This window comes from Priestia filamentosa, from assembly GCF_900177535.1.
Taxonomy (GTDB): Bacteria; Bacillota; Bacilli; order Bacillales; family Bacillaceae_H; genus Bacillus_I; species Bacillus_I filamentosa.
The window spans coordinates 288,232-309,298 of record NZ_FXAJ01000002.1 but is presented as its reverse complement, the minus strand read 5'-3'; the positions used below and the strand labels follow the sequence as shown (position 1 = coordinate 309,298).

Here is a 21,067-nt window from a genome sequence, read left to right as displayed (position 1 = left end):
TTTATAGCTTACTCATTATATAGTACTCTAATTAGAGTACTTTACTAAGATAATGATACTTGAATTATTTGATTTTTGTCAAATAACTGCTCGTTTTTTAATCTGCTTCACACAGAAGGATTAGAATAGAAAACATGATGATAAAGAATAACAACAAAGCTTTTGGATAATCTAAATATGTCCATTGTTAAAAGATGGAGCAAATTATGACCTTAATAAGGAGGATTAAAATGGGTATTTTAAGTGGAAATCCAAAAGATGAACCAATGCATTATGGAGAAGTATTTGGGTTATGGTCGTTCGTTAGTGTCACAAAAGGGTGTTTGGCAGCTTATCAAACTTATTTAAACCATATCGGTGATAAAGATTTACATAAGCTAATTTTAGAAGTGATTGATCAATGTAAACAAGAAATTAAAGAAAGCGAAGCACTTCTAAAAGAAAACGGAGTTGGACTCCCCCCTTCTCCACCAGAACGTCCTGAAGCGTGTTTAGAAGATATCCCAGTCGGAGCAAGATTTCAAGATATGGAAATTTCCGCTGCTGTCTCAATAGAAATCGGAGCAGGATTAGTAACTTGTAGCCAACTTATTAGTCAATCAATTCGAGAAGATTTAGCGACGATGTTTGCTCAAATTCATATGCAAAAAGCTACAATTGCAGCAAAGTTTTTACGCCTTAATAAAGAAAAAGGTTGGTTAGTTCCTCCCCCTCTTCATACATTCAAGCAAAAAGATTGCTAATAAAAGTCACTCTTCTAATTCAACACTAGAAGAGTGCTTTTTTATTTTTCTGTTCTTTAGAAGAAATACAAATACTTTTCGATTTAGAAATATACGTTAAAACATAATTACCTTGAAGCTCATTCATTCTACTGGCTTTATCATTTAACTCCGCCCTGAGCTTTATACTCTAGTAAGTAAGGAGGAATAGCATGAAAAAGAAGCTAACATCTGCTTGGATTGCTTCCCTGTTTGCTCTCTTTGGGCAATTCCTCTATTTTATAGGAGTCTCAGCATTTACAGGAGAATGGGGTTATGCAATGTAGAGCGCTATGGTTAGTATGGTGATTGGAGTACCGAGCGTGCTAAAAACATGGAAACAGCACAAAATACAGCATCTAAAAGAATAAACAAACAAGCGGCCTTATGACCAGGCCGCTTGTTTGTTTTATGTAAAAGTGTTCAAAGCGTTGTTATTCTGAATAATACATCAGTAAGAAGAAGCTTGCAGGTTGTGCTGATGTATTCATATAACTATGAGAAAGGTTTCCCATAAAGTTAAGCGCATCGCCTGATGAAAGCAGATGCTCCTCATCCTGGAACTTTATCGTAAGCTCTCCTTCTTTCATTAATAAGTACTCTTCTCCTAAGTGTGTTTTTGCTTCATGAACACAACCAGACTCAAGGGTTACAATATAAATTTCAAATTTTTTCTCAGGATGATAAGGAAAAAATGGATATACACGATATTGTTCTTCGTCATCTGTGATCGCATTTAAATCTCCTATATGCACTTTTCGAACATCTGGCTTGTCCTCTTTAATAAATTCTGAAAACGAAATATTAAGACCGTTCGCAATCTTCCAAAGGGTTGTAACGGTTGGACTTGATTTCCCTTTCTCAATTTGAGCAAGCATTGCTTTGCTGACACCTGTTAATTCTGAAACGTGGTCAAGTGAAAAGCCGCGCTGCTTTCTAAATTTCATAAGGTTGTTTCCGATAATATGCTGAATTTCTTCCATTAGAAATCTCCTTTACGGTGATTTTAATTTATTATAACATAGCGTTGTTCAATATGATAAATATATGTATAATATAATATACAAGGAGGCGGTAATTTGATTGCTGAAAAAGCTGCAAGTCATAAAGAGAGTCACGCTCTCACCTTTTCGCAAGGCGTGAAAGATTGTATTCCCACTCTCTTAGGCTACATAAGTATTGGATTAGCTGCAGGTGTTGTTGGTGTTGCATCGCATTTGAGCGTTATGGAAGTGGCACTTCTGTCTCTACTCGTTTATGCAGGAGCGGCCCAATTTGTTATTTGCGCTTTACTTGCTTCACATAGTTCTATCTCTGCTATTATTTTAACAACTTTTATTATTAATTTACGACATCTTCTTTTAAGTGCGACGCTTGCTCCACACTTCTCTCAACATTCTTTATTAAAAAACATAGGAATTGGAATGCTTGTAACAGATGAGTCATTTGGTGTTGCTTCAAGCAAGATCGCAAAAAATGAAAAGCTAACAGATCGTTGGATGAATGGACTAAATATAACAGCTTATGTTTTTTGGATTTTATCATGCACTGTTGGAGCTCTATTTGGTAACTTAATTTCAAATCCTGAAAAATTCGGGCTTGATTTTGCCTTAACAGCCATGTTCATCGCGCTGCTTGTCTTGCAGCTTGAAAGTATTATCCCTGAAAAAGTAAAACATTATTTACGATTGATGATTTACATGGTTATTGCGATGATTGTTCTTTCCTTTTTTGTTCCTTCACATGTAGCCGTTATTCTTTCTACGGTTATTGTAGCAACGATCGGGGTGGTGAGTGATAAATGAATGTAAACAGTACAACACTTCTTATTATTTTAGGATGTGCCATTGTTACCGTTATTCCCCGCGTTCTTCCGTTTATTATAGTGCGGAACGTCGCGCTGCCACAGCCCGCATTAAAATGGCTCTCTTATGTGCCAATTTGTATTTTGACAGCGCTTGTTGTTGAAAATTTTATCATTCACACAGAACAAGGGTTAAAAATAGACTGGACCGTGATTTCCGTCATTATTCCAACCGCTCTTATTGCCCTTTGGACAAAAAGTTTATCATTGACTGTGATTGTTGGCGTTTTACTTATGGCAGGAATCCGCTACTTTATATTTTAATATATCCGATAAAAAGTCTACAAATATAGTTGGTAGACTTTTTATCTTTGGAAAAGTTAGAAATCACCCTTGCCTCATCCCCTCATTTTTTCTCCCTATTTCCATTTTTATAAGTAAAAATATAATAATTTCCAACACCTCTTTTTTCATAGTTACAAAGTTACACAAAATGGTATAATATCTCTTATCCTATTCCACTATTTCACCTAGGAGGCAAATTATTAATGAAGAAAAAACAACTCTATTATTCTATTAGCCTTTCTCTTTTAATCTTAGGAGCGGGGCTCTTCTTATTCTTACAAATGAAAGAACAGCATGAGGAAAATAAACAGATTGGACAAGCATGTCTTAATCAAGAAGGTACCGTTATAATAGAACGAGAAGCATTCTTTCTTATGTTTAAAACATCATGTGAGACACATTAACAAATCAGATCTTTTAACCTATTAAAATGTACCTATTCGAATTCAAAGTACCAATCTTGGAAGGATTTACACCTAGCTTTCCCTCTTTAGCCACGCTATTGTATTAACGAGATTACAATATACATAGCTAAGGAGAGAGCATAATGAAAAAAACGATTATTGCATCTGCTTTGGCCCTGTCTATTGCAGGCGGAGCTGCAGCAACAAGTACAAGTGCCATGACAATGTATAAGGAACCACCTTTTGAAGCATATAAAGTAGACAAAGGAGATACTTTCTACTTTATCGCGAAACGTTATGGCTTAGATTATAAAGAGTTAATGAAATTAAACCCAAACGTTGATCCATATAACATGAAAGTTGGTTCTATTCTTCGTTTAAAACCTGAAAATCAAAGCACAACTACACCAACTTCTTCTCAATCAAGCGTAAGTGCCTATGAACAAGAAGTTGTAAAACTTGTAAACGCAGAACGTGCAAAAGCTGGTTTACAGCCACTTCAAGTTGATAACGAAGTTTCAAAAACAGCTCGTCTTAAATCACAAGATATGCATGACAACCACTATTTCGATCATAATTCTCCTACATATGGTTCACCATTCGATATGATGAAGCAGTTTGGAATTACATATAAAGCAGCTGGAGAAAATATTGCTCAAGGTCAGCAAACTCCTGCTGAAGTAATGAAAGCTTGGATGAATAGCCCTGGTCATAAAGCAAATATTTTAAGCAATAAATATACTCATATTGGTGTTGGATATGTAAAAGACGGAAACTACTGGACACAGCAGTTTATCGGAAAATAAAAAAAAGGCCTTCTACGTTAGAAGGCCTTTTTTTATGACATAAACTCAGTATTCAGGAAAGTTGGCTATCCTTTCAAAAGAAAAAGCCAAATTTGTATGTAATCAAGAGAAATTTCACGAAAAATTAAGAGAAATAGAGTATACCCCTTAAAACCCCTTCATGTTTTCGTTTTCATGGAAAATGTACCCGTTTTCACTCTCTTTGTCAAAAGTAAGGGTTATGTTCGATAATAATAAAAGATTATTTCGTAAAGGGGATCGGTATCATGAAAAAATGCATCTCACTATTTGAAATGTTAAAAATGACTTATAAGCAATCTATGACGAGCTACGGCGAAGCAATCATTAAAGTAAAAGCTAAATAAACTTTTTTGTTTATTCACTATACCCTATTTTGCTGAAAACTTAACTTCTAAATTTTAGATATTATATAGGACTCCAACTCGGATGTCCTATTTTTTATGTATATTTGTCTCTCTTGTAGTTGACAGTGTTATAATAGGAAAGAAATTATGTTTTACATACTCTTTGCTAGGAAAGAAGGACACTTATGAAAGAAGAATGGAAAAAGCTTTTTCACATCTTTTGGGCATTTTTAAAGATTAGTCCTGTTACATTCGGTGGCGGATATGCCATGATTCCGCTTATCGAAAAAGAGATTGTTGAAAAGCGAAAATGGCTAAAAAAAGAAGAAGTAACAGACGTTCTTGCCCTTTCACAATCGGTACCTGGAGCGGTTGCTGTGAATTCAGCTACTTTTATTGGGCAAAGAGTTGGCGGTGTAAAAGGGCTAATTGCTGCTGCTCTTGGCGTTTCCTTACCAACGTTCGGAATCATTCTTGCACTTGGAATTTTATATATTTTCATTCAAGACAACCCGAAAGTAGAAGCTGCTTTTATGGCTATTCGCGCTTCCGTTGTAGCACTTATCTTATACGCGGCCATAAAAGTGAGCAGAACAGCTCTTTTAGACAAAACAACCATTGCCATTTTTATCGTAGGGATTCCCCTTTTATTTCTGTTTCATCCTATCTTAATTATTCTTTTAGGCGGCATTATAGGCATTGCTGTTGTTTCTATTAAAAAACGTCTTGGTTATACCGTCACATTCGAAAAAGAAGAAGAGGATGAAGAAGATAAATACTGGCACTACATGATTTAACTTGCGGGAAGGGGAAAGATTTGTGCTGTTATGGCAGCTTTTTAAAACATTTTTTATTATTGGTTTAGTTTCTTTTGGAGGTGGATATGCCATTATTCCTGTTATTCAAACCGAAGTATTAAGACACGAATGGATGACGCCCCAACAATTTACAGACATGATTGCAATCGCCGGTATGTCTCCTGGTCCGATTGCCACAAATAGCGCTGTTCTTGTAGGATACTCGATGGCAAATTTAAAAGGAGCGGTGGTTTCTGCGCTTGGAATTCTTCTTCCTTCCGTCATTTTGGTTCTTATTATCGCTTTAGCGTTTCAAAAACTCCATCATCATCCCATCGTAAAATCAGTATTCTATGGCCTTCGCCCTATTGTAGTTAGCTTAATTATTTATTCAGCAATCAAATTTGCTGTTTCAAACGGCCTTGTTAGTTTAGATGCTTCCTTTCATACGATAAGTTTAATCGTAATTTGTGGGTTATCTCTATTTGCGCTTTTAAAACTGCGCTGGAATCCAGTTTACGTAATTATTTTATCAGGGCTTGTAGGCATTGCTCTTTACTCTTAAAAAAGAGACTTCATGATGAAGTCTCTTTTTTATAACCTGATAAAGTATTTTTGTTATAATAGTGATAAAAAGGAAATGAAAGGATTTTTTTATGATTTCTGTAAATATTGAAAAAGCGGGTTATGTACAAAACCAAGAAATTATTTCTAATGTCTACTTCAAGATTCAGAAAGGACAACTTGTAGGACTTATTGGATCAAATGGAGCGGGGAAAAGTACGACAATTAAATCTATTATTGGTACAATGCCCTTCTTAAAAAGGGAAGATTACTAAAACAGAAAATGAAATTCAAACATATGTACCTGAACACCCTTCTTTTTATCATTATTTAACACTAAGGGAACATATTCGCTTAAAAGCCTCCCTCCACCACATTCCTAAGGAAGTTTATGAAAAAAGAGCACAGGATCTTCTTTCTCTTTTCAATTTAGACACAAAGCTTGACCATTTTCCCATTCACTTTTCAAAAGGAATGAAACAAAAAGCAATGCTGCTTTTCTCCTTCATAACAGAAGCTGACTTCTTTATCATTGATGAACCTTTTATCGGACTTGATCCAAAAGCAACAAAAGATTTACTTCACCTCATTATAAAGGAACGAAAAAGAGGAGCCTGTATTTTAATGTGTACGCATGTGTTGGATACAGCTGAACGCTACTGTGACTCTTTTGTGTTTCTCCACGAGGGAAAAATACTTTCACAAGGGAATCTTGAAGAGATTAGACAAAAAGCGGGTTTACCTTCCAAACCACTTCTTGAATGCTTTTACAAACCCCAAGAAAGCGAGGAAGCCCTAAGTTGAATGCTTTGGCTCTTTTTAGACGAAAACTACGTGAAACCATGCGCTATTATAAAAACGGTTGCTGATTGGACTGTTTGGTTATACGTCTTCATTCCTGGAATGTTATTTCTCATTGTTTTCTATCTGTATTACTTAGGAAATACGTCTCCTTCCTTTATTCATTTTATGGATAAGTATCTATTTTTTGTTTTCTTTTTCTATCTTTTATGGGGGAAAATACGCACTTTCCTAGAGAAACCAGATGAAGTATTTTCAGCTCTCAACAAACCGTTTATAAAAAAGATTGTTAGTTTTGGAATCTTATATTCAAGTGGAAAGATTATCGTCACTAACTTTCTTCTCTTTGCGCTTCTCTACCCTTTTTTATGTGATCTTTCCTATTCACTTTCTTTCTCTGCTTATATTATAACAGGGGCGATTTTACAACTTTTCCGTTCGCTTTGTTTTTACATAATTGAAACGGTAAGATGGCGATATACTGTGCAATGTTTAGTAAAATTCTTCACAATTTTTGCTATTGCATTAGCTCTGTACAGCATTCTTTACATACATAGCCTATCTCCTTATATTTGGGGCTTTGGCAGTTTATTTGTTATATTGCTTATTATTGTAAAAGTGAATGGCCCCTTTTTCATTGACAAAGAGATTGAAAGAGAATTGTCAAACAGCAATCGCCTTCGGGAAATCATTCTCCAGCAAGCAGATGCACTTGATTATAAATCAAAGCCAAATCGTTTATTTAAAGGAACGTATTTATTTAGAAATGAAACAATAGAAGATACAATTATTGATTCTTTTATTAAAACTACGATTCGAAATTCCAAAACGTTGCGAATGATTGCACAGATTGTGTTGTATTCACTTATCGCCATTATCGTTATTTCCAATACGTTGATGAAAGAAATTTCCTTACTGTTTGTCTTGTTTCTTTTCAAACAGGTTGTGAATAACGAATGGCGTTTATTTATTCAATCTTTAAAAGACCAATCGCTACTCAATATACAAAAAGTGCATAAACTAGCCCTAAAAGTTACCGTAACTCCATATTTCTTTGGGCTCGTTGCTTTTGGCGCAGCAACAGTTCTTTTTTTTTCTCTCAAAGAAGCCATCATGTTCCTCATGGGAAACGGCATTTTATTTTTTCTTGCTAAAAGAAAATATTTTTAAGAAAAAAAGCTTATTCTTTTTAGTTCATTTGCCCCGTTTATACAAGTCCGACTGTTCAACGTGGCTATGTTTCGGTATAATGGTTATGGAAATTTTAGTTATACATCATATTATAAAAATATCAGGTGAACAAAATGAAAATTGGTTTCTTTGACTCAGGACTTGGTGGGATTTCTGTTTTGCATGAGGCTGTAAAACATTTTCCTAACGAAAGTTTTTTATACTATGCAGATACACTGCACGTTCCTTATGGAAGCAAAACAAAAGAAGAAGTAAAGTCTTACGTGCTGCAAGCAGCAGAGGAAATTATCAAACAAGATGTAAAAGCGCTCGTTGTAGCATGCAATACAGCAACAAGTATTGCAATTGAAACATTAAGAGCTACGTACAACATCCCTATTATCGGAATGGAACCTGCTGCAAAGCCAGCGCTTGAAATTAGTCGTTCCTTAAATAAACGAGTCCTTGTTTTTGCTACTTCGCTAACACTTAAACAAGCTAAATATAAGCATTTACTCGAGACGATTGACGATCAATCTTTAATTGATTCGATTCCCCTTCAAGAACTTGTTCAATATTGTGAACATCTGAACTTTGATCAGGACACATTAAAAGCCTATTTTCAGTCGAAAGTACAAGGGCTAGATCTTCACCAATATGGTACTGTTGTACTTGGATGCACTCATTTCCCTTTTTATAGAGGACTTCTTCGTGATATGTTTCCACCAACTGTTCAATTTATTGATGGAAGTATCGGAACTGTTAAAAGGTTAGAATACGTATTGAAGGAGCGCAATATGCTGAACACTGCTGGTGAGCAAAGTGTAACATTTACATCTTCAACTGGCGCAAAAGAGTACGAACAAAAGATGAAAAAAGCTTTTCACTTTCTTGAAAAAGGAAAACATGAAAAAGTTCAAAAAACTGACCTTGTATAAACAAGGTTGGTTTTTTAGTTCCTTATCCTATCAGGTCTTTAACAATTTCCTCAAACCCTTTTTCTCTTCGGCTCCTTATTCCTTTCTTGCACTAACATAATATCTTGATATTTCTCATCCCGTAAATGAGCCATCATCACTTTCCCTCTTCCTTTGGGAGATTGCATTTAGACTTAAACGGAAGAATAAGTTTGGTACCAGAGAATCGCCGTATTTATATCCTGAACAGCAAGCTTTACAACCAATGGCATAGGGTATGCTCCTTTCACTACAATCGCTCCTTTAGTTCAGATATTCCCACTATAAAGAGTAACGTAGTGAGAAGCTCAAGTACTTTTTTGAATAAAAATCAGAAAACTTTTCGCCGCTTTGTTCGTATAGTAAAACAAGGAGGTAAAAAATATGCACTCATCAAATCGACCGCTTCTACACATTCCTCAAACGAAGAAGGAGAAAATCTGGAATGCTATTGGAATCCTGTTTTATGTTGGTTCTATTTTGTTCTTACTTTTTTCCTGGTATGATATCCCTTCTAAAGTTCCTGCTCACTACAATATAGCAGGAGAAGTGAACAGATGGGGATCAAAGTGGGAGCTACTTTTACTTCCAGGCATAAGCACTTTTCTTCTTATCTTAATGACATTGCTTGAAAAATTCCCACACGTTCATAACTATCCAGAGCGTTTTAACGAAAACAATGCCGCTCACTTCTACTTAAACAGTCGTAGGCTGGTAAATAGGCTTAAAAATATATGTTTGATAGTGTTTTCTCTTATTGTATTTGAGTCCGTCTCTATTTCGCTCGGTTGGGGATTCCGTATAGGGATATGGTTCCTACCATTTATGCTTATAAGCACTCTTCTTCCAATCGTTATAAATCTTTTAGAGCGCAGACATATTAAATGAAGAAAAGCCATTGAATAAACAATTTCAATGGCTTTTCTTCTTTCAAATATTTTCAATAGTATCCTTTACTTACAAATCTTCATCACAATGTTCCTCTTCAAAGCGATACGGATATAGTCTTGGATAGTACGGCTATATAGGATACCCTGGGTAATATCCCGCATATGATAGATAATACGGCGGACGCGGGCTTGGATAACCTTGATAATCACCTGATGAATAAGATAGCTGCATTTCTTCAGTAAATTCTTAATACATATATGTCCCTCGATCCATATTATGTCTGTCGCAAATAAGATTGTTAAACTTTTTATAAAAGAAGATGATAAAGAGGTAACATGCTTCATAATTTCCTAATCGTAAAGAATTTTCGTAAGAGCCATGGTCCCGGCGTAAAACCAAGCGTAAGTTGCCAAGCCCCTATTGCCTGAAGTCCATACCGCTTTACTAACATCATCTTTTCACTCATACTTCTTACGTCTTCAAACCATACTTCATGCCTCTGCCCGTTTTCATCGTTGTAACGAAAATAAGGGGACTTATATGTTTCAGAATACTGCACAGGTGCTCCGTATTTCATTGCTGTTTCAATAGCATTCTGGTTTGAGATAGCAGCAGCGACCGTTCCTGGTATATACGGAATGTTCCAGTTGTACCCATATAAAGGTACCCCAATGATGAGTTTTCTTCTCGGCACTCTGTTAATCGCAAACTGGACTGTATTCTCAACTTCTACAAGTGGTGCAACAGGACCTGGTTCACTTCCTGGATGATGCCAATCATAAGCCATAATGAACATATAATCGACAACAGCTCCAATTCCTCCGTAGTCATATCCTCTTAACCATGAAATATCCTCACTTGTTTTGGCTGGCACTGCAATAGTTAAAGCATATCCCCTTGAGTGAAGCTGATCCCCTAACTGGCGCAAAAATCCAGTAAACAAATCTCGATCTTCAAATCGAATTTGTTCAAAGTCAATATTAACTCCCCCATAACCTTTTGTTGATACGAGATAAACAATATTGTTTATAAGATTTGTTCTTGCAGTTGGATTGTTTAATACTTGACGAGCGACGCCAGTGTCAAATCCACTTGTCTTTAAATTGGTAATCGTAACAAGAGGGGTCACTCGGTTTTGCCACGTCGTTTGAATAGCAACTAAGTCATCTAACCTGTTTACAATGTCTCCATTAGGTCCAAAATGATATTCAAAAATAGCAATGGAAGAAGAGTATGGTGCAAAATCATTGATTAATTCACGATCAAGCTCTGGACTACGCACACCATAATATTGAAGCGTGCCTGCGATATAATTTGATGTGTTTGGAATGTTCACGTTCATCCCTGGTTGTAGAGCATTAAAATTGATTGAAGGATTTTCTCTTCTTAACCGTTCCTGAGAAACATATGACTTCTGAGCAATAGTACGAAGTGTGTCACCAGGCTGTACTGTATACACATAAAGAGGAATAAGTAAAGCCTGCCCTGGAACAATGTTCTCCGTTTCTAACCCATTAACAGCGCGAAGTTGAGCAACAGGATAACGATATCTATTACTTATCGAAAATAAGCTATCACCTGTCTGCACCACATGAACAAACATGTGCGTTCCTCCCCTATTCCTTTTCTCTCTCCAATCTCTTATAAAAAGCCATCATGTTATCTATATGAAAGAAGAGGTTGCTTTATATAAAAAAGTTGGTACTTTTCTCAGTCTTCTATAATGAAAAGATTCACATCTTTCAATCAAAAAAAGAAGCCAAGTTTCCTTTGACTTCTCTTCCTGGCCGTTATTCATTCCCTTACAAATTATCTTTTAACTCTTTTCGAACTTTATGTGTTTCAAGGTCTGCTAGACGAACAGGAATAGGTAAACGACTTTCATTGTTAATAAAGTTCATCACAACTTCTGTACTTGTAGCAAGATCTATTTCGTTCCCGCATGAGACAAAAATAGGCTTTACTCCTTTTGTTGTACGAAGCGCTCGCCCATATACTTCCTCATCAATTATAATATCTGTGAAAGCACCAGCTTCCTGCTTTGGCATTGTAAAATCTTGTTCTTTTATTTTCAAGTAACTTTTAGCTACTCCGATTGTTGGCTTTTTCAGAAAAAACGAAGCATGAGTAGCAATGCCCATATGACGGTAGTGTAAATAGCCGTTTCCATCAAACATATATACAGTTGGTGATGATTTTAGTTTTTTAGCGGCTTCTATAATAAGTGGAAGCTCTCGAAAAGCGAGAAAACCAGGAATATAAGGAACAGTAATTTCGCCATAGCTATGTACTTTCTCAACAACTTTCATTGTATGATAATCAACGACAACAATACAGCATGTTCCATAGTGCTTAGTATCATTCTCCCAATAAGCTAAATCAACTCCTGCGACTAAACTTATCTCTTCTTTATAAAAGTTGTTTTCTAATTTAACTTGAGGGAGCAGCTCCTCCTGAATCCCAGTAAACTGTTTTATTAATCCTTCATTCTCTTTTTTCATTTTTTGCCCTCTCCCTTTTATTTCTTCTATGTCTTTACGATTTAATTTTACTATTCCACACTAGAGGTATACAATTAGAATCTTTTTTTCGAATCATTGATATGTGAGAATTTTTCATAGAAAAAGTTCTTTCGAGAGCTGAAGCCTCTCACTTACTATCGAAAATATGCCAATAAATATTTCTGTTTTCCATTACATATTTTTATCCAATAAGAACATAATAAAATTGGTGTTTACACACCTTAACTAACTTCGATGCGGAGGGAAATAACCATGGATATTCGTGAGGGTATGATTCCAACTGTATTAGGTACAGCTGTAACAGCTACTGGTTATGCACTGAAACAAAACCGTGGATCTAATAAAATGATTGCAAATACGGTTTTTGGTTTTGGGTTAGCTCACGTTGTATTAGGGGTAATTGACCTTGTTGAACATCGTCGTTAGAGAGAAGAGAGCGCTTGTGCTCTCTTTTTTTATAATCATCAAAAACATATTGTTTAATCTGGCAGCTGTATCTGAGCCATCGTTCCCTTTCTTTTCCATATATCCCCACTCTTCATCCCCTTGTTTTGAGTAGAAACTAAAATATTTAACTTTATGAGCAACTTCCTTGATTTTGAAAGATTAATGCGATAATATTAAATCAATCAGGAATGCATAGACCTTATTTGAAAGCTCGTAGTACCAGCTACGGGCTTTTTCTTATTTTGTTTAGGAAAATTCGCCATCATAAAAGGACCTCTAAATATTTCTCTAACCCTTCTTTTAACCTCATCTGGATCTTCGTAATCACTTTTTAGAGGTTCCAGTTGGACCATCTAAATATCCCTTTTAATTCATCTGAATAATATAAAGTTGTTCCCTAAACCTTAACTCTCTTTTATAATTTATTTTTTAAATTATTCCTTCAAAGGAAATATGTGTTATCATTAAATTGTTCGACATAGCTTTACTTTTCTCAATAGTCAACTCTTCCCTGCAGTGAGCGATGAATAATAGCTTGCTGCTCTTTTTTGTTTCAAGGGGTACTTTTAACTAGAAGAAAAGCTAAACATTATGAAGATTAGCTTTTCTTCTTACTCTTTATCTTTAAAAAGGGAAGCTTTCCTATTGATCAAAATAAAATTACTAAAAACAGTTTAACAACTTTTCGAAGCAGAAATACAGTCACCTTTACACCTTTTCAATGATATGGCAACATTCCCTTTGCAATTTGTGCTAACTCTTTTGTAAACGTGCTTTTCTCTTTTGGTTGATTTATATGAAGGTTAAGATGGATTGAAAGACTTTCTAATGTATTTTGTATATGTTGATTTCTCATTGCATTAAAAACAGAGAAAGACGGCAGAGCATCCATTCCACAGTATTGAAATGTTTTATGAAGCGGAAAAAGCACATCATCAACACTTTTCCCTTCTAAAAAAGATGATTTTCGATTAAAAACAGCCTCATTGGCTCCCCATGTTGTTGAGAAAAGATACTGTTTTCCGGTCAAGAGACCCCCATGCCCAAATTTCTTCGCTTTTTCAAAAAAGGCTCCTTCTAAAAAAACAGTATCCATATATGTCTTAAAAAGACCTGGAACACTGAACCAATAAATAGGGGTTTGAACAATAACAGCGTCCATCCATTTAAATTTTTCTATTTCCTTTTCTACGCAATATCCTTCAGTAACAACGGTCTTCTTAATTACAAAATTCCCCAAGACAACTTCCATATGCTTAAAAAGATGCTGATTCAATTTTCCTTGTGCTTTTTTAAAAGGCTCATGTCCATTAATAAGTAGAATCTTTTTCATTTTTCGTCCTCCTTTTTCTCTTACTATAAGACTACAAGAAAGGTTATAATCGTTACAGATGATAGTTTCGATATTAATAATCGGTTTTATCGATTAAGGAGGAGAAAAAATGGAGTTGAAACAGCTTTATACTTTTTTAATAGCTAGTGAAACACTAAATTTTACAAAGACCGCTCAAATGCTAAACTATGCTCAGTCTAGTGTTACGGCTCAAATTAAAGCACTTGAACGAGAGCTCGAAACTCCGCTGTTTGACAGACTTGGAAAAAGATTGATTCTAACTGAAGGAGGACATCAATTTAGAAGTTATGCAAAAACTATCGTCAATTTGAGTGAAGAAGCGAAGAAAACGATTAGTGATAGTCAAGAAACAATAACAATTAGGATTGGGGCCCAAGAAAGTCAGTGTACATATCGCTTGCCACATCTTTTGAAAGAATTCAAACAAAAGTACCCACTCGTTCGTCTTGTATTTAAGCCAGCTCATTCTGACAAAAAGGCAGCCCAAGATTTAAAGGAAGGAACACTTGATGTTGCCTTTATCACAGATCGTGAGGAAGAGCATCACAATATCCAAACAGAAACACTTTTAGAAGAAAAACTTTTACTTGTTACATCTCCTGAGCATCCTTTAAGTAAAACTTCTATTATTGAAACAGCAGATTTACAAAATGAAACACTGCTTTTAACAGAGAACGGATGCTCTTATCGCACCCTTTTTGAAAAAGAACTTTTACTATACGGAGTTTCTCTTACAAATGCCATTGAATTTTTAAGCATTGAAGCGATTAAAAAATGTGTAGCTGCCAACCTTGGCATCGCTCTTCTTCCCGAAATGACGGTAAGGCGAGAAATAGAAAATGGAGACTTACAATCTCTTTCTTGGAACGCTTCTCTTCCACCACTTATCACAAAAATGGCTTTTCATGAAAACAAATGGCTTTCTCCTATTTTGCATGATTTCAAAAAGATGACAATTGATTATTTTCAGCGAAAAGAAAACTTCTGCTAAAATCCTGCCCATAAAAAAACCCTTCCGTTCTATGAAAGAACGGAAGGGTTTTAATAAATATGGATTAGATAATACGTGTTGTTACAATGCCACCAATTTCTCTAATTTTCGCTTCAAGACCTGGAATGATCTCATCGCTCACATCACCTTCAATATCGATCATTGTGTACGCATAGTCGCCTCTGCTACGGTTCACCATGTCGGCAATGTTTAAATTATAGCTAGAAATAGCATTCGTAATCTGACCAACCATGTTTGGTACGTTTTTATGAAATGCTGTAACACGATTTTTTCCTGTGTAAGGAATGTAAGCATTTGGGAAGTTTACTGAATTTTTAATATTTCCTGTTTCAAGAAAGTCTTTCACTTGATGTGCTGCCATTCTTGCGCAGTTTTCTTCTGATTCTTTTGTTGAAGCACCAAGGTGTGGAATCGGAATAACGTTGTTCATTTTTAACACATTTTCATTCGGGAAGTCCGTAATATATTTTCCAACTGTTCCACTTTCAAGAGCTAATCTCATATCATCTTCATTTACTAGCTCACCGCGTGAGAAGTTTAGAATATGAACGCCTTCTTTCATAATGCTAAACGTTTCTTTATTAAACATTCCTTTTGTCTTATCTGTAAGCGGAACATGAACTGTAATGTAATCAGAGTTTGCAAAAAGCTCTTCAATTGTCATTGCACGCTGTACGTTACGAGATAAGTTCCATGCTGTGTTAACAGAGATGAATGGATCGAAGCCAATAACATCCATATCTAAATCAAGAGCATCATTTGCTACAAGTGCTCCAATAGCACCTAAACCAATAATCCCTAATGTTTTTCCTTTCGCTTCTTTCCCAACAAACTGCTTCTTGCCTGCTTCAACAAGCTTTGGAATCTTTTCGCCTTCTTCTTCCAACGTTCTCGTCCATCTAATTCCATCAAATAGATTACGAGATGAAGCCATTAAAGAAGTTAAAACAAGTTCTTTAACTGCGTTAGCATTTGCTCCAGGCGTATTGAAAACAACAATACCGTTTTCCGTACATTTATCAACTGGGATGTTGTTTACACCAGCTCCAGCGCGCGCAATTGCTTTTACGTTGTTTCCAAGTTCCATCTCATGCATATTAAAGCTGCGAAGAACATATGCATCTGGATTTTCACTTTCATCATCAACTTTGAAATTTGGTTGATTGAATACATTTAGGCCTGTTTGAGCAATTGCATTTAAAGTTTTAATCGTTTTTACTGTTTCTAAGATCGTTGTGGTCATTGTATTGGCTCCTCTTTTTTCGTAATAATCATTTACGAATTCTTAATAAAATAAAAATTAAAAATAATATGGTTATTTCATCTTTTTACAATCTGTAACTTTATCATAATAGAGTTTTTATATAGTAGCAACTGCCTTTATCAGCCTCCTATAATAGAAAGAGGCAAGGGAAATAAACTCCCTTACCTCTGCCCAGGCGAACGGCTACGACACTGTATGCTCCCTCACGGTAATCCGCGTTTCGCCAGTCACATACAGCCTTTTGAATGATTTTACTTTACCAAATTGTTCAGTGATTTTCAATAACTGTTGTGAAATTTTTATAATTTCTTTAAATTATCAATATTTTCTTTCTACATTATCCTCTATTTTATGCTCCTAACCTATCTTCCAAAATGGTTTTGCTGTATTTTTCCGCTCAATATCTAATACATGAGGAGTATCTACTTGCTTTTTTAATTTATGAATTAAAGTTTGAGAACCTTTTTTCATCGCTAGCTTTCTTTCATCTTCATAAAGAGGAACAAGTTGATAAAAATTCACCATTCTGCCGTTCTTTTCAAAAACACGAAGCCCTTCCTTTTCTGGTCGCATTACAAGCAAGCTTGAAAGCTCTGTGTTACGGGCAAAAGGGATAGGTGGTTCCTCATTTGGAATGATCACTCCTTCATCAATCCACCCTTCAAAAAGGTGTGGCAAGTGAGCAGTTTGTCGCAAGAATCCAAGTGGCCAATAGTTCTCTGGTTTTACAAGCTCCTCCTTTGTAATCGGCCATGTAGACGGAAGACAGATCATAAGTTCAGCAAACTGAAGCTCATCATCTACGCTTTCTCCTTTCATTGGTAAATCACTCATTCCTGTTGTAACAAGCGTTGTACATTCTCTTTTTTCAGTTGGCTTAATAATATGTAGATTCACTGTGACATCGCTTCCAGGAACGATTTCTCCAAGCGATCCATCAATTTCCCCAACGTGTTTTTCTATATGCGAAAGCAACTCTTCATGCTTTATCATGCCTCATCAACTCCTCTGAAAGTACAGCCTATAAAAGCATTTTCTTTTTCTATGCTTTTACTTTTAATCACTTATTTTCCGTTTCTCTATTCCCGTTCATTTTTATCTACTTCTTTATTTTATCGTAATTCCGAATACAATAAATCCTTTCTGGCATATTTTATGGAAATGAATACATTCTCACAGGTCTAAAGAGGGGAGTACATATAGAAAAACGAGATATAGCTTATTCATAATTGATACGAAAGGTATTTTCTTAACGTATATATACCCCTATTAGTAAAGGAAAAAAGGGAAAACCAAGTGAATTATAGTTATTACATAACCTTTTAGATATTATTTACCACTAGAAAATTGAAGTTTATTTTATAAGTTATTATAAAGTATTACCCTCTATAATTTCTGTAAATTTCCGATTACAAAAAGATAACAAATTGATTGAATAAAAATAGTTCAAGCCAACAGACTTGAACTATTTTTATTCAATCAATGAAACTTCCCTGTTAAACGAAATCCAAACTCTGCAATAAGAGTTGAAAGTACAAATGTACCTGTATAAACAACAATTGAAATAACGACAATTCTCCAGCTTAATTTTCTAAACTCTTTTAAATCTTTTCTAAATGATAAATCAGCATAAGCAAGAATTGGAGTAGCAATAGCCATAAAATTAATTTTCTCTGTTTGCTCTACAATAAAATCATTCCCGGGACAAATTGGTGAAGAGACAAACAATGCAAGAAGAGAAACCCATATAACAATAGGGATTTTTAACGGGATAATTTTATCTATAATAAATCCTAAAATCGTAAATTTGGCAGATCTTTGTGGAGAAGAACAGCCTCCAGGACGTGGACGACCGCGAAAAATGTTCCGTCTTTGTTTCTTACCCTAGGTCGGAAAGTAAACATGTATTTCAGGACTCGTCCATCCGATAGACTTTAACAGTAACAAACCTTGTACTTTTTAAAGCACAAGGTTTGTTACTGTTATTTCTTCATAATTTGAGGCGGTTCTTCCATCCACCCATGTTTGATCATAATTTTTGCTCCTTCATGGGCATATTGAAAAATATCTTTCATAAAAACAGACAGTTTTCCGGGTAAATCATTTCTCAAACTAAAAGCCGTCCCAAGCGAATTTCCTCCTAGCGAAAAACTGCAAAAAAGACTTACACAATAAAGCATCATTTTATCTGAAAAAGGAGGAATTGTAGATATTGTGACGTTCCCCCCTGCTATTCCTGGAACAGGGATGTTATCCTCTAAAAAGAAGTTTCTTAACTCTTTAATCATACTTTTAGCAAGTTCTCCTCCTTTAGAAAAAAACTTTCCAACCTCTTTGGTTTCAGCACACTGAGCAAATCCAAAAATCATTTGCATTCCCATCATATTTGATTCAATAGCATGATAGATATGAGCCATTTCGACAGTGTTTAATGATCTTTTTCCTTTGATAGGATTCAGGATACCTAAATAACTCGCATCCTTAACAAATTCGATAGATTTTACAGGGTCAACAAAAGGCGACTTCGGAATGAGCCCTCTCTCAATTAAATACGCTGTACAGAAATCAAAATATTTTTGGGTAACGATTGATAATTCACGAAATATTTCTCTTAAATCTTTCCGATATAACATCGTTAAGTTCAAAGTATGCATAGCCATACTAATTTCTTTAATTAACCGAACAAACATAATATCAAATCCGTTGTCATATAGCTTAGGTGCTTCTTTATACACATCTTCAGCTGTGAATCCTATTGGAACGGGAATTTCTTCTTCTTGACATATCCCTTGTATTTTCTCTATATATGATATATGGGTTAATTTCTTCATAAAGATTTTTCATAATCTTTTTTGCTTCATCATCTTCAGCTTTTCCAATAAAATATTCTAACATTCGGGCGACCATGGTTTTTTGTTGGTATGTAATCCATAAGACTCCAATTTCAGAAGAAGAGATAGAAGGATGTTGCGACATTGTGATTCCTCCATATTGCAAATTTTATTTTCTTATATTTTAGCGATACTTTATAACAAAGTAGTTTTTATTATCGTTTGCCTCACACTCTAAAACATACATTGTAGAGGAAGTATTTTTCATCTTACTTCATATTTCTTTATAGTTTTCCCCACCAAAAATAAAACGCTTTTATTGACTCCCTGTCGCGTTTTCTTTTATAAAGCTCGGAGATTTGATATGATGAGATTACATACATATGATGGAGGTCACCAGTGAAGATACTACGTTTTATGGTTGCGATTATTGTTATCTGTTCTGCTCTTTACACTCTTTTTTTTAACAATTCTACTTCCCTTTCTATTATGCAAGTTTCTTTATGTATCTTGATTTTTATTTCAGGTTTTATCGAGCTACAAAACAAAAGAAAAGGCTATGCCATTTTTATGTTCTTAGTTGGCCTTTTTCTTGTTATAACAACGATTTATATTTCTTACGGATGAATTTTGGGATGAAAGAACGGTATACTAACCGTTCTTTTTTAAGATCTTTTTTCGTCTATTAAGAGAATTGAATCATAAAATATAAAAAAAGATGTATTGGGGATGGAGGAGACTTATATGCTTGTAGGCATTATCGGAGGTGGCATTGGAGGCCTTACGCTTGCTCAAGCTCTTCGCGAAGCAAATATTAATGTTATTGTATTTGAACGTGATCAAAAGCCTACACAAACCGGTGGATATCGTTTGCACCTTCATGCAGATGCATTGAACTCACTCCGTAAAGTTCTCCCTCAAAAACTTATGGAGGCACTGCTGTCTAGCGGCACAGGCAAAGAGTCATTCACAAAGTTTTCTCTCATGGATCATCACGGCAACACAAAGCTCTCTTTTCCTGTTGAAGAGGAAGAAGTACTTATGATTGGTAGAGTGCCGCTTAGAACCATTTTAGCTTCAAATTTAGACCATATTATCCACTGGAATACAGTATTCTCACACTATGAAGAGAAAAAAGATCGCGTTGTTGTCCATTTTTCTAATCAAGAAAGTGTTGAAGTTGATGTATTAGTTGGAGCAGATGGAGTTCATTCAGCCGTTGCCAACCAGCTTCTTGGTAAAAAAAGTGCCAAAAGCGCTGATACAGCTGCTATTGCAGGAAAAGTTCCTTTAACAGTTGAAGTGAAAAAACTCCTCCCTAATGAACTATTTCATGGCCCAGCCTTTGCGGTAGGACCAAAAGGAATTGGAATGTTTCTCACTGTTCACAACCAGTTGAAATCTACAGGAAACGAGCTAGCACAAAACGAATCTCCATATATTGTTTGGTCTGTTGGGGCACCTTCATCTTTTTTTCATAACAAACTCTCTTCACGAGAACTTCAAAATGAAGCACTTTCTCTTATTTCAAAATGGGATAGCAGTTATCAAAAACTAGTTTCTCTCTCCCCTGCTCAAAATATCGCTTTTTTTCATTTTTACTTTCCAGCAGCACTTGAACCTTGGCGAAATTCGAAAGTAACTGTTATTGGTGATGCGATTCACCCAATGCCTCCTACAGGAGGTGTTGGCGCAAGTACAGCGATCATTGATGCAGTAAACTTAGCTCAAAATTTAGCAAACCGTGATCAGATCAGCTTAGCTCTTAAAGCTTATCAGTCTGAAATGCTCCATTATGCTCCACAAGCTGTAGATGAAGCACGGCCTCCACTTTTTTGGCAGCGGAGATTTGCTAATCCTGTTATTAGAACATTTGCCATGTCATGTTTTCTTCCCCTCGCTCATCAAAGTATACTGATAAAAGACCGATTGAGAAGAAAAAAGGCTAAAGAAAAAAAGGCTGCCAATTAGCA

25 protein-coding genes and 1 riboswitch are annotated in these 21,067 nt (G+C 35.4%); of the genes, 16 read left to right on the top strand and 9 right to left on the bottom strand.

Translation table 11 applies throughout. The features are described 5' to 3' along the window. Positions 1–230: 230 nt before the first annotated feature. Positions 231–743 (top strand): DUF3231 family protein, encoded by a 513-nt coding sequence (locus B9N79_RS08685; RefSeq protein WP_040057836.1) that lies wholly within the window; start codon positions 231–233, stop codon positions 741–743. Positions 744–1,195: 452 nt separating this feature from the next. Here the strand turns inward: B9N79_RS08685 and B9N79_RS08680 are convergent, their stop codons facing one another. Continuing rightward, a complete protein-coding gene (locus B9N79_RS08680; RefSeq protein WP_019395525.1) occupies positions 1,196–1,744 on the bottom strand; it encodes a helix-turn-helix domain-containing protein in 549 nt (182 codons plus the stop codon). 96 nt (positions 1,745–1,840) lie between these two features. Here B9N79_RS08680 and B9N79_RS08675 point away from each other — a divergent pair, with 96 nt between their 5' ends. From B9N79_RS08675 to B9N79_RS08630, 11 genes are all read left to right on the top strand, one after another. Continuing rightward, on the top strand, positions 1,841–2,566 hold the full coding sequence (locus tag B9N79_RS08675; RefSeq protein WP_019395524.1) for an AzlC family ABC transporter permease: 726 nt from the start codon (positions 1,841–1,843) through the stop codon (positions 2,564–2,566). Beyond that, entirely contained in the window at positions 2,563–2,889 is a 327-nt protein-coding gene (locus B9N79_RS08670; RefSeq protein ID WP_019395523.1) for an AzlD domain-containing protein, read from the top strand. The genes B9N79_RS08675 and B9N79_RS08670 overlap by 4 nt, the downstream gene beginning before the upstream one ends. A 224-nt stretch (positions 2,890–3,113) precedes the next feature. Further along, positions 3,114–3,314 (top strand): hypothetical protein, encoded by a 201-nt coding sequence (locus tag B9N79_RS08665; protein WP_085118125.1) that lies wholly within the window; start codon positions 3,114–3,116, stop codon positions 3,312–3,314. Between the two features lie 143 nt (positions 3,315–3,457). Further along, the gene (locus B9N79_RS08660; protein ID WP_019395520.1) at positions 3,458–4,120 is read left to right on the top strand and encodes a CAP domain-containing protein; all 663 of its coding nucleotides are present in this window, start codon (positions 3,458–3,460) and stop codon (positions 4,118–4,120) included. Positions 4,121–4,670: 550 nt separating this feature from the next. Next, positions 4,671–5,282 (top strand): chromate transporter, encoded by a 612-nt coding sequence (locus B9N79_RS08655; RefSeq protein WP_019395518.1) that lies wholly within the window; start codon positions 4,671–4,673, stop codon positions 5,280–5,282. Positions 5,283–5,304: 22 nt separating this feature from the next. Further along, positions 5,305–5,847, top strand: a complete 543-nt coding sequence (locus tag B9N79_RS08650) for a chromate transporter (RefSeq protein WP_085118123.1) — start codon at positions 5,305–5,307, stop codon at positions 5,845–5,847. Between the two features lie 91 nt (positions 5,848–5,938). Continuing rightward, a complete protein-coding gene (locus B9N79_RS26485; RefSeq protein ID WP_240516678.1) occupies positions 5,939–6,121 on the top strand; it encodes an ATP-binding cassette domain-containing protein in 183 nt (60 codons plus the stop codon). After that, positions 6,114–6,650 carry an AAA family ATPase gene (locus B9N79_RS08645; RefSeq protein WP_312669776.1) on the top strand — a complete coding sequence of 179 codons (537 nt, stop codon included), beginning with the start codon at positions 6,114–6,116 and terminating at the stop codon, positions 6,648–6,650. The genes B9N79_RS26485 and B9N79_RS08645 overlap by 8 nt, the downstream gene beginning before the upstream one ends. Next, entirely contained in the window at positions 6,651–7,817 is a 1,167-nt protein-coding gene (locus B9N79_RS08640) for an ABC transporter permease (protein ID WP_085118120.1), read from the top strand. It abuts the gene before it with no gap. Between the two features lie 134 nt (positions 7,818–7,951). Next, complete coding sequence (gene murI, locus B9N79_RS08635) at positions 7,952–8,755, top strand: glutamate racemase (protein WP_019395514.1); 804 nt, start codon at positions 7,952–7,954, stop codon at positions 8,753–8,755. Between the two features lie 402 nt (positions 8,756–9,157). After that, positions 9,158–9,661 carry a DUF1648 domain-containing protein gene (locus B9N79_RS08630; RefSeq protein ID WP_085118117.1) on the top strand — a complete coding sequence of 168 codons (504 nt, stop codon included), beginning with the start codon at positions 9,158–9,160 and terminating at the stop codon, positions 9,659–9,661. A 343-nt stretch (positions 9,662–10,004) separates the two neighbouring features. On the opposite strand, the gene B9N79_RS08625 is transcribed toward B9N79_RS08630, so the two are convergent. Both B9N79_RS08625 and B9N79_RS08620 read right to left on the bottom strand, forming a co-directional pair. After that, positions 10,005–11,267: a glycoside hydrolase family 18 protein gene (locus tag B9N79_RS08625; RefSeq protein ID WP_040057842.1), complete on the bottom strand. Its 1,263-nt coding sequence runs from the start codon at positions 11,265–11,267 to the stop codon at positions 10,005–10,007. Between the two features lie 199 nt (positions 11,268–11,466). Beyond that, the gene (locus B9N79_RS08620; RefSeq protein WP_019395510.1) at positions 11,467–12,165 is read right to left on the bottom strand and encodes an endonuclease V; all 699 of its coding nucleotides are present in this window, start codon (positions 12,163–12,165) and stop codon (positions 11,467–11,469) included. Between the two features lie 273 nt (positions 12,166–12,438). On the opposite strand from B9N79_RS08620, the gene B9N79_RS08615 reads away from it, so the two are divergent. Further along, complete coding sequence (locus tag B9N79_RS08615) at positions 12,439–12,612, top strand: hypothetical protein (protein ID WP_019395509.1); 174 nt, start codon at positions 12,439–12,441, stop codon at positions 12,610–12,612. Positions 12,613–13,351: 739 nt separating this feature from the next. Here B9N79_RS08615 and B9N79_RS08610 read toward each other — a convergent pair. Continuing rightward, complete coding sequence (locus B9N79_RS08610; RefSeq protein ID WP_040057844.1) at positions 13,352–13,966, bottom strand: NAD(P)H-dependent oxidoreductase; 615 nt, start codon at positions 13,964–13,966, stop codon at positions 13,352–13,354. A gap of 109 nt (positions 13,967–14,075) precedes the next feature. Here B9N79_RS08610 and B9N79_RS08605 point away from each other — a divergent pair, with 109 nt between their 5' ends. Then, positions 14,076–14,978 (top strand): LysR family transcriptional regulator, encoded by a 903-nt coding sequence (locus tag B9N79_RS08605; RefSeq protein ID WP_046217149.1) that lies wholly within the window; start codon positions 14,076–14,078, stop codon positions 14,976–14,978. Positions 14,979–15,042: 64 nt separating this feature from the next. On the opposite strand, the gene B9N79_RS08600 is transcribed toward B9N79_RS08605, so the two are convergent. From B9N79_RS08600 to B9N79_RS26865, 5 genes are all read right to left on the bottom strand, one after another. Further along, positions 15,043–16,242, bottom strand: coding sequence for a phosphoglycerate dehydrogenase (locus tag B9N79_RS08600; RefSeq protein ID WP_019395505.1), 1,200 nt, complete (start codon positions 16,240–16,242; stop codon positions 15,043–15,045). A gap of 183 nt (positions 16,243–16,425) precedes the next feature. Next, positions 16,426–16,504: riboswitch (ZMP/ZTP riboswitch) on the bottom strand. Positions 16,505–16,620: 116 nt separating this feature from the next. Beyond that, positions 16,621–17,256 carry a suppressor of fused domain protein gene (locus B9N79_RS08595; RefSeq protein ID WP_019395504.1) on the bottom strand — a complete coding sequence of 212 codons (636 nt, stop codon included), beginning with the start codon at positions 17,254–17,256 and terminating at the stop codon, positions 16,621–16,623. Positions 17,257–17,742: 486 nt separating this feature from the next. Next, entirely contained in the window at positions 17,743–17,922 is a 180-nt protein-coding gene (locus tag B9N79_RS26375) for a hypothetical protein (protein ID WP_205635666.1), read from the bottom strand. A 323-nt stretch (positions 17,923–18,245) separates the two neighbouring features. Continuing rightward, on the bottom strand, positions 18,246–19,094 hold the full coding sequence (locus B9N79_RS08585) for a DUF3231 family protein (RefSeq protein ID WP_312669448.1): 849 nt from the start codon (positions 19,092–19,094) through the stop codon (positions 18,246–18,248). After that, positions 19,003–19,239: a DUF3231 family protein gene (locus tag B9N79_RS26865; RefSeq protein ID WP_312669447.1), complete on the bottom strand. Its 237-nt coding sequence runs from the start codon at positions 19,237–19,239 to the stop codon at positions 19,003–19,005. The genes B9N79_RS08585 and B9N79_RS26865 overlap by 92 nt, the downstream gene beginning before the upstream one ends. Before the next feature lie 254 nt (positions 19,240–19,493). Here B9N79_RS26865 and B9N79_RS08580 point away from each other — a divergent pair, with 254 nt between their 5' ends. Continuing rightward, on the top strand, positions 19,494–19,721 hold the full coding sequence (locus tag B9N79_RS08580) for a DUF3953 domain-containing protein (RefSeq protein WP_019395502.1): 228 nt from the start codon (positions 19,494–19,496) through the stop codon (positions 19,719–19,721). Positions 19,722–19,838: 117 nt separating this feature from the next. Further along, the gene (locus tag B9N79_RS08575) at positions 19,839–21,065 is read left to right on the top strand and encodes an FAD-dependent oxidoreductase (protein WP_019395501.1); all 1,227 of its coding nucleotides are present in this window, start codon (positions 19,839–19,841) and stop codon (positions 21,063–21,065) included. Positions 21,066–21,067 lie beyond the last annotated feature (2 nt).